This is a genomic window from Actinomadura sp. GC306 (assembly GCF_004348665.1).
GTDB lineage: Bacteria > Actinomycetota > Actinomycetes > Streptosporangiales > Streptosporangiaceae > Spirillospora.
On record NZ_SMKM01000186.1, the window covers coordinates 1 to 13,794 of the forward strand.

11 protein-coding genes are annotated in these 13,794 nt (G+C 71.3%); 3 read left to right on the forward strand and 8 right to left on the reverse strand.

Features of this window, described 5'->3' with window-relative positions; genetic code table 11:
- The 3 genes from E1200_RS22950 to E1200_RS22960 form a co-directional block, all read right to left on the reverse strand.
- On the reverse strand, window positions 1-438 hold a 438-nt coding region (locus tag E1200_RS22950), incomplete at its 3' end, for a MarR family transcriptional regulator (protein WP_131954130.1).
- Entirely contained in the window at window positions 438-1,340 is a 903-nt protein-coding gene (locus E1200_RS22955) for an LLM class flavin-dependent oxidoreductase (protein WP_131954131.1), read from the reverse strand. The genes E1200_RS22950 and E1200_RS22955, both read right to left, overlap by 1 nt.
- Entirely contained in the window at window positions 1,337-3,502 is a 2,166-nt protein-coding gene (locus E1200_RS22960) for an LLM class flavin-dependent oxidoreductase (RefSeq protein WP_131954132.1), read from the reverse strand. Before E1200_RS22960 ends, E1200_RS22955 begins: the two co-directional genes overlap by 4 nt.
- 168 nt (window positions 3,503-3,670) lie before the next feature.
- Here E1200_RS22960 and E1200_RS22965 point away from each other — a divergent pair, with 168 nt between their 5' ends.
- Complete coding sequence (locus tag E1200_RS22965; RefSeq protein WP_131954133.1) at window positions 3,671-4,276, forward strand: TMEM175 family protein; 606 nt, start codon at window positions 3,671-3,673, stop codon at window positions 4,274-4,276.
- 90 nt (window positions 4,277-4,366) lie between these two features.
- Window positions 4,367-5,527, forward strand: coding sequence for a M20 family metallopeptidase (locus tag E1200_RS22970; protein WP_165950426.1), 1,161 nt, complete (start codon window positions 4,367-4,369; stop codon window positions 5,525-5,527).
- Here E1200_RS22970 and E1200_RS22975 read toward each other — a convergent pair.
- The 5 genes from E1200_RS22975 to E1200_RS34945 form a co-directional block, all read right to left on the reverse strand.
- Window positions 5,509-7,368 carry a class I SAM-dependent methyltransferase gene (locus E1200_RS22975; protein WP_131954135.1) on the reverse strand — a complete coding sequence of 620 codons (1,860 nt, stop codon included), beginning with the start codon at window positions 7,366-7,368 and terminating at the stop codon, window positions 5,509-5,511. The two genes, E1200_RS22970 and E1200_RS22975, sit on opposite strands and share 19 nt — an antisense overlap.
- Window positions 7,369-7,579: 211 nt before the next feature.
- Window positions 7,580-8,062, reverse strand: a complete 483-nt coding sequence (locus tag E1200_RS22980) for a hypothetical protein (protein ID WP_243708763.1) — start codon at window positions 8,060-8,062, stop codon at window positions 7,580-7,582.
- 31 nt (window positions 8,063-8,093) lie between these two features.
- Window positions 8,094-8,975, reverse strand: coding sequence for a DUF4231 domain-containing protein (locus tag E1200_RS22985; protein WP_165950427.1), 882 nt, complete (start codon window positions 8,973-8,975; stop codon window positions 8,094-8,096).
- Window positions 8,976-9,143: 168 nt separating this feature from the next.
- A complete protein-coding gene (locus tag E1200_RS22990) occupies window positions 9,144-9,389 on the reverse strand; it encodes a hypothetical protein (protein ID WP_131954138.1) in 246 nt (81 codons plus the stop codon).
- Window positions 9,386-11,998 carry an MFS transporter gene (locus E1200_RS34945; RefSeq protein WP_131954139.1) on the reverse strand — a complete coding sequence of 871 codons (2,613 nt, stop codon included), beginning with the start codon at window positions 11,996-11,998 and terminating at the stop codon, window positions 9,386-9,388. The genes E1200_RS22990 and E1200_RS34945 overlap by 4 nt, the downstream gene beginning before the upstream one ends.
- Before the next feature lie 186 nt (window positions 11,999-12,184).
- Here E1200_RS34945 and E1200_RS23000 point away from each other — a divergent pair, with 186 nt between their 5' ends.
- Window positions 12,185-13,702, forward strand: coding sequence for a potassium/proton antiporter (locus E1200_RS23000; protein ID WP_131954140.1), 1,518 nt, complete (start codon window positions 12,185-12,187; stop codon window positions 13,700-13,702).
- The last annotated feature ends 92 nt before the right edge of the window (window positions 13,703-13,794 follow it).

Consider the following 13,794-nt stretch of genomic DNA (forward strand, 5'->3'; position numbering starts at 1 on the left):
TTTTAGGACTGTTTCGGCGGCTTCGCGTAGGGCCTTTTGTTGGGGGCGGGTTAGTGCGTTGAAGAATAGTTGGCGGACTTGGGTTACGTGGGCGGGGGCTGCGACTTGGATTGTGTTTCGGCCCAGTTCGGTGATGCTGACTATTGGGGCTCGTAGGTCTTCTGTGCAGGTGTCTCGACGGACGTAGCCGCGTTGTTCCATTCGGCGGATGTGGTGGGCCAGGCGGCTTTTCTCCCATTGCAGTCGGCATCTGAGGTCTCGGGCGCGCAGTGTGCCGTCGGGGGCTTCGGTGAGGATGACCAGGACCTCGTAGTCCGAGATCGACATGTCGGAGTCGGTCTTCAGGCCCTGCGCGAGGACTGCGAGTAGTTGGGCGTGCATTTGGATGAAGGCGCGCCAGGTGCGTTGTTCGTCCTCGTCCAGCCAGATTTCGTTCATTACGCTTCGCTCTCGCGGGCTACTTGTTCCCGGACTGCGGGGGCCACCTCGGCGGCGAAGGCTTCGGTCAGGGTGGTGTCGTCTGAGGCGAGGAGGAAGCCGCTGGTGCCGTAGGTGAGGGCGACCTCGGTCAGTTCCTCTGCCCACTGGGCGGGTGGTCCTTGCAGGAAGCCGTGGTTCTGGGACGTGAAGTGTCCGCCGATGTTGAGGAAGCGGCGGATGTCGCTGGGGTCGCGGCCCGCGGCGGAGGCGGCCTCGTCGATGTGGCGGTTCATTTCGGTGAGGTCGGTCAGGCCGCCCGGGAGGTATTGGATGGACGGCAGCCATCCGTCGGCGGCGCGGCCTACCAGGCCCAGGATGCGGGGCTTGTAGGCGCCGACCCAGATGCCGACGGGGTGCGCCGGGGCGGGGCCGCGCTTTGCGCCCTGGACGTCGTAGTGCTTCCCAGGCGTCGACAGCACGCTGCGGTCGCCGGTGTCCCAGATTCCGCGGATGATCGTGATGGCCTCTTCGAGCGCTTCGATGGACTCTCCCGGGGTGCGGCGGGGGCCGCCCATGCCGACCACGCCGTCCCAGAAGGCTCCGGCGCCGATGCCCAGTTCGATGCGGCCGCCGCTGAGCAGGTCGAGGGTGGCGATGGCGCGGGCGAGGACGGCCGGGGGGCGCAGCGGGAGGTTGGTGACGTTCGCCGCCAGGTGGACGCGTTCGGTGCGGGCGGCGGCGTAGGCCAGGAGGGTCGAGGTGTCGTGGAAGCGCGGGACGTAGGGATGGTCCTGGAAGGTGACCAGGTCCAGGCCGGCGCGGTCGGCGACGACGGCTTGCTCGACGGCCTGGTGGACGGGGTGGTTGGTCGGGGTGACGAAGGTGCCGAAGAGGAGGTCGTGGCCGTAGGCGGGTTTCATGAGGCGCTCCTTGCGAGGGCGGGGACGATGTTGAAGTTGTCTCGAAACAGGTTGTGGGGGTCGAGCTCTGTTTTGAGCCGCCGCAACCGGGTCAGGGTGTCCGGGGGGAAGGCGTCGTTGATCCGGGCCGGGTCGCGGCCGCTCTCGAAGCTGAGGTAGAGGCCATGGGAGTGCCGGCGTACCGGTTCGAACCATCGGTCCAGCCGTTGGGCGTTGGTGCCCATGACCGCTAGGGCGAACCGGGCGTCGCGGTGGGCGTAGGCGGTGGCGTCCGGTGGTACGTCGCTCACGGCGCCGCCGACGGTGCGGATCTGGTACCAGTGGGACGCGCCGCTGCGGATCAGGTCGGCCGACGCGGAGGCGAAGCCGGGGGTGATCTCGCGGGTGAGGGCCGACCGGGAGATCGGTTCACCGCGTCCGTTGTGCGGGGCTTCGGGAAACATGTTCATCACTGCGGCGTACGGCGCGATGACGACCTGCTGCTGCACCATGGGGGCGATCTCGGCGAACGGCTGCAGCTGCCGGACGATCACGTCGGGGTCGGCGGAATCGACCATCGCCATCACCTGCGCGACGCCCTGGCCGAGGATCAGGAACGGGGTGGTCTCGCGCGGGGTGTCGGCCATGACCTCGCCGAACGCCTGGAGGTAGGCGGCGGGGTCGGGGGCCTGGAACGCGAGCTGGGCCCAGCCGACCTCTTCGACCTCGTCGACGGCGAACTCGAAGGCGACCGCGACACCGAAGTTCGCGCCCGCGCCACGGGCCGCCCAGAACAGCTCGGGGTTCTCTGTATCGCTGGCCCGCACCAGCGTGCCGTCGGCCAGGACGAGTTCCACCGCGCGCAGGTGGTCGATGGTCAGGCCGTGCTTGCGGTTCAAGAATCCGATCCCGCCGGCCGTGGCGAGTCCGCCGACGCCCACGCCGCCGTAATCACCGGAGCTCAGCGCCCATCCGTGGGGGTGCAGCGCCGTGGCGACGTCGCGCCAGCGGGCGCCGGGGCCGATGCGGACCAGCCGAGCTGTTTCGTCGAGGACGGTGATGTCGTCGAGTCGTCCGACGTCGATGACCAGGCCGCCGTCGTTGGTCGAGCGGCCGCTGATCCCGTGCCCGCCGCTGCGGATTCCCAGCGGTAGGTGGGTGTGCCTGCGCGCGAAGCCGAGGGCGTCGGCGACCTCGGACGCGCTTCCGGGGCGCAGCACCAGGCCCGGATCGCCGCCGCGCAGGTACGTCGAACGCACTTTGCCGAAAGCTGGATCGCCGGGTTCGACGGCACGCTCCGCCAGGTTTTCAGGCACCTCGTCGTAGCCGATGCCGGGGCGGCGCCGTGCGCGGACGTCGGCGCGCCGCAACCGTCTTGAGGACAAGGCACCCGGTGGGAGCGCAGCCTCCACGGCCTGGCGGACGGCCGGGATCACGTCGTCGCTGACCCGCCGGAGAAGGTCTTCGCTCGCGTCCTCCATCACACGGACCAGGAACGTGCTCACGCCTTGGCCTACCGACAGGGCGACCAGGGTGTCGATGTCGAATATCTCCTCGTCGGACAAGGTGACCCCGCGCTGCACTTCGCGTACGTCGCGTCCTGCCTCGGTGGCGGCGCGGTCGAGGGTCCTGGTGAGTTCGGCGAGCCCCTCAACGCCCGCCTCGTCGAGGTTCACCAGCCATCCGTCGGCGACACGGCCGGCCAGAGCCGCGGCGGCAGCGTCCGACCCGGTCAGCCAGATAGGGATCTCCCGGTCCAGTGCCGGGCCGGGCTCGGCGCCGGCGAGACGGTGGTGGGCTCCCGGTGAAGTGACGCGGCTCCGGGCCGTGTCCTGCATCGCCCGGATCACGGCGACGGCCTCCTCGGCCGCCGGTGACGTCGCCAGCGCCAGCATCGCCCGGTCCCCGGAGAGCAACTGAAGGCTCGCCGCTCCACGGGCGACCACGGAGGCGGGGCGGGCGTGCGTCTGGAGTCGTGAGACGCCCACCTGGACGGTGCTGGTCCGCGCGGCCGTCCACGCCGCCAGGCTCGGCGCATCGCCTTCGCCCTCGGCCTCCCGGTCGGGGAAGGTCACCACGTCGAAGCCGAGGCGCTCCGCTTCCGAGGCGGCCGTCACGGCGTCACCGTCCGCGGCCCCGAAGACCTCTACTCCGAACCGCAGGGAATGTCCGTAGGTGCCCACAGCAGTACTCCAGACCACGGCAGCGTTGGTTGATACATCAACTATCGTACCCGATTTGGTTGATGCATCAACATCTGCGGAGAGCCCGGCCCGGGGCACGGGACGTCTTTCGTGGTGTTGCCGGGTCTTTTACCGGGGCTCGGCGTGGTGGGTGACAGAGTCGGGACGGTGGCCATCCCGAGAGACCCCGACCGGCTCGTGTTCTTCACCGATGCCGTCGTCGCGATCGCCATCACGCTGCTCGTGCTGCCGCTGGTGGACGTCGTGCCGCCGGCCGCGCGCAACGGGCTGAGCGCCGTCGAGGTCGTCACCGAGCACCAGCCGGAGATCTTCGGGTTCCTGCTGAGCTTCGCGGTGATCAGCCGGCTGTGGCTCGTGCACCACGACTTCTTCCGGCACGTGCGGGCCTACTCCACGCCACTGATCCTGTGCAATGTCGGGTGGCTGCTGGCCATCATCATCCTGCCGTTCCCGACGGAGATGGTCGGTGTCTACGGCGGCGACCGGTTCACGGCCGGCTTCTACATCGGCACGATCCTCATGGCCGTCCTGTTCCAGGCCGGGCTGGAACTCGTCGTCCGGGCCGACCCCGACCTGGCGTCCACGACCGACCCGCCGCCGCCCGAGTCCCTCCCCGGGACCGTCACCGCCGCCGCCCTGTTGGCCCTCGCGCTCGTCCTCGCGCTGGCCATCCCGGTCCTGAACTACTGGACGCTGCTCCTGCTCTTCCTGTCCTCCCCCGTCGAAAAGCTCTGGTACCGCCACCGGCCCTGAACCGCCGATCTGTCACTTGCGGCGCACTTGGCAGCCTTTCCGCAGGGTGTCATTCTGAGCCTCGACGGCATGGAATGGGGCGGGCGTGACGTGAAAGCCGAGGCGCTTCGGGAACTGCTGGCCTTATTGGACGACGAAATACCGGCCGCGGTCGAGTTGCGGCATCGGCTGCACGGCGTCCCGGAGCTCGGCGCGCAGGAACACGTCACCATCGCGCTCGTCGAAGCCGCGCTGCCGGTCGAGGGCCAGCGGTTCGCCGGGACGGGTCGGCTCGTGAGCATCGGCGATCCGGTGCTCGACACCGTGTGGGTGCGGGCCGAGCTCGACGGGCTGGCGATCAAGGAGCGGACCGGGGCCTGGTTCGCCGCCGCGGGCGACACCATGCACGCCTGCGGACACGACGTCCATCTTGCGGCGCTCGTCGCGCTCGCGCGGGCCGCTCACCGGATGCGGACCCGGCTGCCGGCGCGGCTCACCGCGGTCTTCCAGCCCAGCGAGGAGCGCCATCCGTCCGGCGCGCTGGCGCTGGTCGACGCGCCCGGGCTGGCGGTCGGCGTGCGGGCCGCGGTCGCCGCGCACGTGCACCCGGAGCTGCCCTGGGGCGGGCTCGGGATCGAGCCGGGGGCCGTGAACGCCGCCGCGGACGCCGTCCACATCGTCATCGAAGGCGCGGGCGGGCACGCCGCCTACCCCCATCACGCCACCGACCCCGTGCTGGCCCTCGCCCATCTCGTCATCGGCCTGAACGGGCTGGTCGGACGGCGGGTCGACCCAACGCGGGCGGCGACGCTGACGGTCGGGAGCGTGCGGGCCGGGACGGCGGAGAACATCATCCCCGACCGGGCCGAAGCCAAGATCACGTTCCGCGCGCTCGACGAAGACGATCAGGATCGGCTGCGGGACGCCGTGACGCGGATGGCCGCGGGCATCGCCGAAGCGCACGGCTGCGACGCCTCCCTGACGTTCCCCAAGAGCGAGCCGGCGCTGGTCAACGACGAGGGCCTCGCGCGCGCCGCCCGGTCGCTGGCCGAGCAGGTGGGGTTCGGGATCGCGCCGCCGTGGCGGTCGTGCGGCGGGGACGACTTCGCGCACTACCGGGCCGTCTGCCCGTCCCTCATGATCTTCGTGGGGTTGCGGGGCGCGCCGGGTTTCACGCAGGTCCCGCTGCACCAGCCCGACTTCCTGCCGCCCGACGCGGCCGTGGCCGCGACCGCCAGGGCGCTCGCCCTCGGCTACGTCTCCTCGCTGTGAGCGGGACGCCGGAACGTCAGCACCTTGAAGAACGGAAGGGTGCCGACCGAGCGGTCCCCCACGGAGACCAGGCCGTTCCGCGCGGCGATCTCCTTGAGCTCCTCGCAGGAGAAGGCGCCGACCATGTCGGAGTTGCCGCTGATGAAGCCGGTCGCGTACTCCTCCGAGAGCCCGTGGGCGATCATGGCTTCGCGCCAGTGCCGGACGGCCTCGTCCACGTCCATTCCCGAGCCCTCGTCGATGCCGAACGAATCGGAGAAGACCAGGCTTCCGCCCGGCTTCAGCCGGCGCAGGCTCTCTTTGAAGAAGGTGTCGGCGCTGCCCTGCCCGGCGGAGCGGTCGAGCATGAAGTGCAGCACCAGGGAGCCGAAGATGACGTCGTGGCGGAGGTCGTCGCGCACGCCCTGCCACGCGATCTGCTTGAGCAGGTGGACGCGGGAGTTCACGTCGTCGCCGAGGTGCTCGCGCGCGATGTTGTGCATCCGCTCGGCGCGGTCGACCGCGTAGTAGCGGCCGACCGGTGGGAGGTCGCCGAGGGCTTCGGACGGCCTGCTGAGGTGCTTGATCCAGGGCAGGATCTGCGAGATCAGGCTGCCGGTGCCGTGGCCGATCTCCAGGAGGTTCACCGGTTTCCCGGTGCCCTGCCGGATGTGCAGGACCTCGCGCGCCACGGCGGCCGCGCATTCGGAGATGAGGTCGTTGTAGAGGGGGATCCAGCACCGGACGTGCTGGTCGTAGCGGTCGAAGTAGGCGGGCGGGCGCCGCTCGGTCTGCTGGTTCCAGGCCAGGTCCCAGTGGCCGATCTGGTGCTTCTTCAGCCATTTCCGCTTGAGGCTGACGAAGTCGTCGAACGGCTCGAACTCGACCGCGCCCTCCACCACCGCGTTGTAGAAGACGCGCGCGCTGTCGCAGCGGTGCTCGTCGTGCTCCATGATGAACACCTGCTGCCCCGACTCGCGGTTGCGGCAGTAGCCGCCGAAGGTGGCGTCGTCCTCGACGAGCAGCAGGTTGAGCCCGATCGCCTCGGTGCTGAACGGGTGCCGGGCGCGGGGGTCGATGTCCTCCTTGGTCGCGACGAAGATCTTGTAGTCGCGGTGCCGCTGGAGCTCCTTGTGCCAGGTGACGATGTAGCGGGACAGCTCGGCCTCGCGCTCGAAGAAGAGCTTCCAGTCGACGAGGAAGACGCGTTCACCGACCGGCGTACTGAGGTCGGGTTTGGAGGATTTCCAGAACGGCTCGGTGTCGTCGGTGAGGTCGGCGATCGCCTTCACGCGGAGGCCGGTGCGCTTCTGCAGGGCGTTGAACATCCGCACGTAGTAATCGGAATGCGCGGAGATGATCGACTGCCCGCCCTCGCGGATTCCGCCCGCCAGCGCCCGGACCAGGCCGTCCATCAGGTACAGGTGGGAATGGTCCTTCGGGTACGAGTCCAGTATCTGCTGGACGCGGTGGTTGAACTCGGTGCGCGCCCGGCGGAGCTCCCGGTGGCCGGGGCTGAGCACGCCGTCCTGGAGGTTGTCGAGCAGCCGGCGGAGGTCCGCCTCGAACCGCTTGAAGTTCGCCTCCCAGCTCGCGTCGTTCGGGTACTCCAGGTACTTGGGCGCCCCGAAGTCCTCCGGCAGCGCGGCCGTGTCCTCCTGCTTGAGGACGATGACCGGGATGTCGGCACGCCGCGCGAAGCCGACCTCGAACGCCAGGTTGGGACGTCCCGACGACCCTTCCAGAATGACCAGATCGGACCGGCTCAGCTGGTTCTCGATTTCCGCGCCGATATTGCGGATGTGCTGCTGCTGACTCCAGTCGTAGATCTCGTACTCGCGCTCGGCGAGCTGTTTGCGCACGATTTCAAGGGCCTTGTTCAGGGCGCTTTCCTCGGAAACCTGCTGGGACCAGGCGAGGAAAACTCTTGTTCGGTCCAAGGCTCATCCCGATTCAACTCGGCTCGACGAAAGGACCGTACTGTACGAGACAGCACACGCACCGAGTGTAACCGAACATGCCCGCGCCGCCAGGCCGAAAGAATGACCGGCTGTGGACGGTCGCCGCCGGGTCTCAGCCCGAGGTGACCGGGCGGGAGGTCCGGGCGGCGCCGCGGGGCCAGACCAGGCTGACCGCGATGCCGCGGCGGCGGGCCTCGTCGACGGCCTCCGCAGTGCCGCCGGGGCCGAGGGCCGGGCGGCCGTCCCAGACGGCGATCAGTTCGTCCGCCGCGTCCAGCATGGCGAGGTTCGCCGCCCGATGGGCCGCGGGGGTCGAGCGCGCGAACGGGAGCCGGCGGACCTCGGTGGCCGCGGCGAGCGCCCTGTCATGGCGGGCGCGCTGCGAAGCGGGGAGTGCCTCGCGGCGGTCGGGGGCGCACAGGACCGCCTCCAGCGTCCCGCCGAGCTGGAGCACGACGTCCGCGAAGATCAGGTCGGCGCCCTCCGCGAGGCAGGAGATCCCCACCAGCCGCGGGGCGCGCGGGGCGAGCAGCCCCCGGATCCGCGCCTCCACCAGCCGGGCCGAGCGGGCCGTCAGATCGCGGTGGCCGGTCACCGCGACGCGGTGCCGGGGCGCCGCGGAGGCGTCAGCTGTGCGAAGCCCACCAGAGGGTGTGCTCACGGGAGATCGCCTCCTCGGCCTCGTCGACGAAATGCGCCCATTCCGCTTCGGTCTCGGGCCAGTCAACGCGTGAGGCGATGTCGGCCAGTTCGTGCGCGGCGACCGCGTAGGCGGCCGCCAACTGGTGGTGCTGCCGGGTCTGCAGCCACGCCACCCCGGCGGCGGCGAGCGCGCCCACCACGCCCGCGAGGTCGAGGTTGATCACCTGCACGACCTTCAGCATCGCACACACCAGGCCGGTCGCCTCGATCACGGCCAGCACGATCGACCACTTCGCGGCCCGCCGCTCGTTCATCAGCGCCCGGGCGGCGTACCAGGCGCGCTGGTCGTTGATCCGGCCGACCGTGTAGGCGTGCCGCCGGTCCGCCAGCGACAGCGCCCTGACCCGCCGCATCTCGTCCGTGATCTCCAGGCCGGTCTCCGGCGGCGGCGCCACGACGATGCCCCGCAGGGCCTCGGTGATGCTGCTGAACCGGCGCAGCATCAGTTCGTCCGCCCGGCGCCCGTTCCCGTCGCGCTGCGCGAACGGCTGCCCGCCGACCACGTAGCGCCACGCCAGGGACTTGATGGACTCCGCCATGGCGCGCGACGCGTACCAGTGCCGGTCCGGACGGACGGTCAGCAGGTACACGTCGGTGACCAGCGCGACGATGAGCGCCGTGGCGGCGCCGAGGGCGGCGAGGTCCAGGCGTCCGGCCTGGATGCTCAGGGCGCCGAAGGCCGCGGCGGCGACGAGCGCCACCAGCCGGGCCCGGGTGGCCGTGAGCAACCTCCGCTGTTCGGTCAGCGCGCAGCGGTCGGCGGCCAGATAGGACGCGGGGAACTCCGACTCGGATATCAGCTCCACACTGATACATGAGGCCGAGAACGGGCGCGCGTCTATGGCATAGCTGACATTCGCTCAGCGTTGTGACCGTACGGGTAGGCCGCTGCGGCCGCTACGGCGAACCGAATTCGGTCGTATTTCCTTCTCCCGCCCACGTGCCCTTGATGGCCAGGTGTGGGTAAGCGGGCTTCAGGCGCGCTTCTGGCCGCGAAGGGCGCGGAGGATTCTCAGCGGGAACAGGCCGATCAGGGGGGCGCGGCGCCCGAGGTCGTCGCGGTCCTTGCGGTCGAAGGCGGTCGCGTACCGGCGGGCGTCGGCGGCGGTGGGATAGGTCTTGCTGCCGCCGGCGCCGCAGTCCCGGACGCAGTCCCACCGCATCGTCTCGGCGTGGGCGGTGAATCGGTAATCGTGGCCGAAGACTCGGCAGCGCATCATCGGTCGGACTCCGGCTCGGCGGACTGGGGCGGCGGCGCGTACCGGTTGCGCGCCTGCGGCTGGGCGAGTCCCTCGTGGACGGCCTCGCGCAGCGCGGCCCGGAACCGGCCCGGCCCCCAGTATCGCGCCCCGACGAGTTCGGCGAGGCGCTGGCGGCTGGTCGGGCCGTGCTCACTGAGGGCCTGCGCGATCGCGTTGACCTCGCGGTCCAGGGCGATGTCGGACTCGGTCGTCCGGCCCATCCCGAGCATCCGGGGCGCGTAGAACGTCTCGCCGGGGCCCGGGAGGAGGCGGCGCCACCCGGCGCGCTGCTCGGCCTGGCGGCGCAGGACGCGTTCGCGGATGCGCTCGTCGCGCTCGCGGGCCGCGCGGCGCCGTTCCGCCGCGGCCTCCCGTTCCCGCCGCACCTGCTCGGCCGTGCCGGACTCCTCGGCGAGGGACGTGGCGGCGGAGCGGTGCTGCGCGGCCTCCATCCGGTCGGCGGCGGACTCGGCGCGCATCCGGTGCGTCTCCGCCTCGCGCTCGTGCCGCTCGGCCTCGGCCGCGTCCTGCCGGGCCCGTGCGGCGTGGGCGAGCGCGAGTTCGGCGTGCATCTTCTCCCATTCGCCGTACGTCTCGGCCTGCCCGCGGGCGATCTCCGCCTCGGGGCCCTCGGTCTCCGCCGCCCTGGCCTGCGCCTGCTCCGCCATCGCGCGCTGCTCGCGGGCCCGTGCCCGCTCGGCCGCGGCCTCGGCGAACGCGGCGTGGATCTCCGCGTCCCGCTGGTTCTCGGCGGTGAGGGCCTCCACCTGCTGCCGCAGGGCAGCGGCGCGTTCGTCGGCGGCCGCGGCGCGCTCCAGCGCGCTGCGGCGCTCGCCCTCGGTGCCGGCGTCCGCGGCGGCGATGCGCTCCTCGTGCGCGGCGGCCTCCTCGGTGAGCCGCTCGGCCTCCCACTCGGCGGTCTGCGCGAGGATCTCCTCGATCCGGCGCCGCTCGGCGGCGTCGCGGTCGCCCGCGTCCGCGCGTGCGGCGAGCTCGTGGATGGCGGCGCGGTGCTCGGCCGCGTGGGCGCGGTGCTCCTCGGCGTGCCGGCGGGCCTCCAGCGCGGCGCACCGCTCGGGCCGCACGTCCGGCCCGGCCCCCGCCTTCGCCGGCTTCCGCTCCGGCTCCGCCGCCTCGTCCTCGGGCTCGTGCGCGGTGAGCGGCTTGGCGATGCTCTCCAGCGACGCCTGCTCGGCCCGGACGCCGAAGAACAGCTCGGCGATGCCGCCCAGCGCCATGATCCCGGCGCCGAGGAAGAAGCCGTAGGCGATGATGCTCCCCTCGCCCGTCTCGATCAGGTTGCCGAAGACGAGCGGGCCCGTGATGCCGCCGACAGCCGTGCCGATCGCGTAGAAGAACGCGATGGCCAGCGCCCGCGTCTCCATGGGGAAGATCTCGCTGACCGTCAGGTAGGCGGAGCTGGCGCCGGCCGAGGCGAAGAAGAACGTCACGCCGATCAGCGCCATGAACGTCCACGTCGTCAGCGAATCGGTCACCAGCAGGACGCCGAGCAGGATGGTGAGGGCCGACGAGGCGAAGTACGTCCCGGAGATCATCGGCACGCGGCCGACGGTGTCGAACAGCCGGCCGAGCAGCAGCGGGCCGAGGAAGTTGCCGAGTGCGAACATCGCGAAGAAGTACGGCACCGTCCCGGACGCCACGTCGAACACGCCACTGAGGATCGTGCCGAGGTCGAACGTCACCGCGTTGTAGAGGAACGCCTGGCCGACGAACAGCGCGAATCCGAGGATCGCGCGCTTCGGGTACCGCTTGACCGCGACCTCGGCGATCTGCCGGAACGGGATGGCCTTGCGCTGCCGGATCGTGATGCTCTCGCCCGGCTCGTCCAGCGTCTGCCCGGTGTCCTCGCGGACCCTGCGCTCGATGCCGTCGACGAGCCGTTCGGCCTCTTCCTCGCGGCCGTGGATGAACATCCAGCGCGGACTCTCCGGGACGTGCCGCCGGACGAACATGATGACCAGGCCGAGCACGCCGCCGGCGCCGAACGCGATGCGCCACCCGAGGTTGATCGGGAAGATGTCGGTGTTGAGCAGGACCACGGCGGCGAGGGCGCCGCCCGCGGCGCCCAGCCAGTAGCTGCCGTTGATGAGGAGGTCGACCCGGCCGCGGGCGCGGGCGGGGATCAGCTCGTCGATCGCCGAGTTGATCGCCGCGTATTCGCCGCCGATGCCCATGCCGGTGACGAACCGGCAGATGAAGAAGTACCAGGGCGCGAACGCGAACGCGGTCGCCACCGTCGCGATGACGTAGACGACCAGCGTGATGATGAACAGTTTCTTCCGGCCGAACCGGTCGGTGAGCTGCCCGAAGAACAACGCGCCGAGACACGCGCCCGCGACGTAGATCGCCGCCGCGTACCCGATGTCGGCCGCGGTCAGGTTGACGCCGCTGCCCTCTTCGGTGAGCCGCGCGGCGACCGAGCCGACGATCGTGACCTCTAGCCCGTCGAGAATCCAGACCGTGCCGAGGCCGACGACGATCATCCAGTGGAAGCGCGACCATGGAAGGCGGTCCATGCGCGCGGGTATCTGCGTCGTCAGCGTGCCGAGACGCACATCGTCCGCCATGGCGTCAACCCCCTATGCAGCCGTCCGTCGCGGTCCCCGAGTCCTCGCCGCTATCTGGCTACCCATCCACCGGAGCTCACACCTGTTCCGGACGACCAAGGTCAAAAACGCGGGTCCCGGTGCAAGTGCCCCTCCCCGGCCGGGAGAGGATGCGGGTACCGGCCGACGACGACGGGGAGGGACGCGATGACGTTGCAGCACCTGTACCTGGTGCTGCTGGCCGGTGGGGCGGCCCTGCTCGCGAGCATCACCGCGGCCCGCGTCGCGCACGGGGTGGGACTGCCCAGCCTGCTCTTCTTCCTGGCCGTCGGGCTCATCATGGGCGAGGACGGCATCGGCCTGCACTTCGACGACGCCCAGCTCGCCCAGGCGCTCGGCACCGCCGCGCTGGGCCTCATCCTCATCGAGGGCGGCCTGTCCACGTCGTGGAACAGCCTGCGGCGGCTCATCGCACCGGCCGGGGTGCTGGCGACCGTCGGCGTCGCCGTGTCCATGCTCGTCACGGCCGCCGGCGTGCACTGGCTGCTGGGCTTCGATTGGCGGCTGGCGCTGCTGCTCGGCGCGATCGTGTCGTCCACCGACGCCGCGGCGACGTTCGCCGTCCTGCGGGCGCTGCCGCTGCCGGACAAGCTGCGGGGCCTGCTGGAAGCCGAGTCCGGGCTCAACGACGCGCCCACGATCATCCTGGTGCTGGTGTTCAGCGGCACCGGCGCCTTCCCGAGCGCCGGCTTCGTCGCGGGCAACCTGCTCTTCCAGCTGGCCGTGGGGGCGGCCCTCGGCCTGGTCACCGGCCGGGTCGGCGTCGGCGCGCTGCGGCGCATCGCGCTGCCCGCCACCGGCCTGTACCCCCTCGCGACGTTCGGGTTCGGCATCCTCGCGTTCGCCGCCGCCGGGGTGGTCGGCGCCAGCGCCATCATCTCCGCCTACCTGTGCGGGGTGGTGCTGGGCAACGCCCGGCTGCCGCACCGCGCCGCGAGCCGCTCGTTCGCCGAGGGCGCCGGCTGGCTGGGCCAGATCGGCCTGTTCGTGATGCTCGGGCTGCTCGTCGACCCGAGCGAGCTGCCCGCGGCGGTGATCCCCGCCGTGGTGGCGGGGCTGGTCCTGCTGCTGGTCGCGCGGCCCCTCTCGGTGCTGGTGTGCCTGCCGGGGTTCCGCGTCCCGTGGCGCGAGCAGGCGTTCCTGTCCTGGGCGGGGCTGCGCGGCGCCGTGCCGATCGTGCTGGCCACCTTCCCCATCGTCTCCGGCGTCGAGGGGGCGCTCGACCTGCTGCACGTCGTGTTCGTGCTCGTCGTGGTGTTCACCCTCGTCCAGGGGCCGAGCCTGCCCGCCGCCGCGCGGCTGCTCGGCGTCACCCAGCCCGGCCAGGCCCGCGAAGTCCAGGTGGAGGCCGCTCCCCTGGACCGGCTCGGCGCGGAGCTGCTCACCCTGACCGTGCCGGTCGGCTCCCGGTTGCACGGCGTCGAGATCGCCGAGCTCCGGCTGCCGCCCGCCGCGGTCGTCAGCCTGATCGTCCGCGACGGGACGGCCCTCGTCCCCGGCCCCACGACCATCCTCACCGAGGGGGACGAGGTGCTCATCGTCACCGCGGAGGCCGTCCGCGAGGCCACCGAACGCCGGCTCCGCGCGGTGGGCCGCCGCGGACGCCTCGCCTACTGGCTCGGCGAGCACGGCGACCCGGAACGGGAGAACGGCCCCGCGCCCTGAGTCGGGGTCAGTTCGGGTGGTCGCTGAGCTGGACGGAGATGCGGTGCCCGCTCGACGGCCAGGCCGGGACGGCGAGCGCGTCCACCCGCCCG

Excerpts from the sequence above, each read along its gene's own strand:
- E1200_RS22955 (WP_131954131.1), bottom strand. The coding sequence starts at position 1,340 with ATGAAACCCGCCTACGGCCACGACCTCCTCTTCGGCACCTTCGTCACC.
- E1200_RS23000 (WP_131954140.1), top strand. The coding sequence starts at position 12,185 with ATGACGTTGCAGCACCTGTACCTGGTGCTGCTGGCCGGTGGGGCGGCC.
- E1200_RS34945 (WP_131954139.1), bottom strand. The coding sequence starts at position 11,998 with ATGGCGGACGATGTGCGTCTCGGCACGCTGACGACGCAGATACCCGCG.
- E1200_RS22990 (WP_131954138.1), bottom strand. The coding sequence starts at position 9,389 with ATGATGCGCTGCCGAGTCTTCGGCCACGATTACCGATTCACCGCCCAC.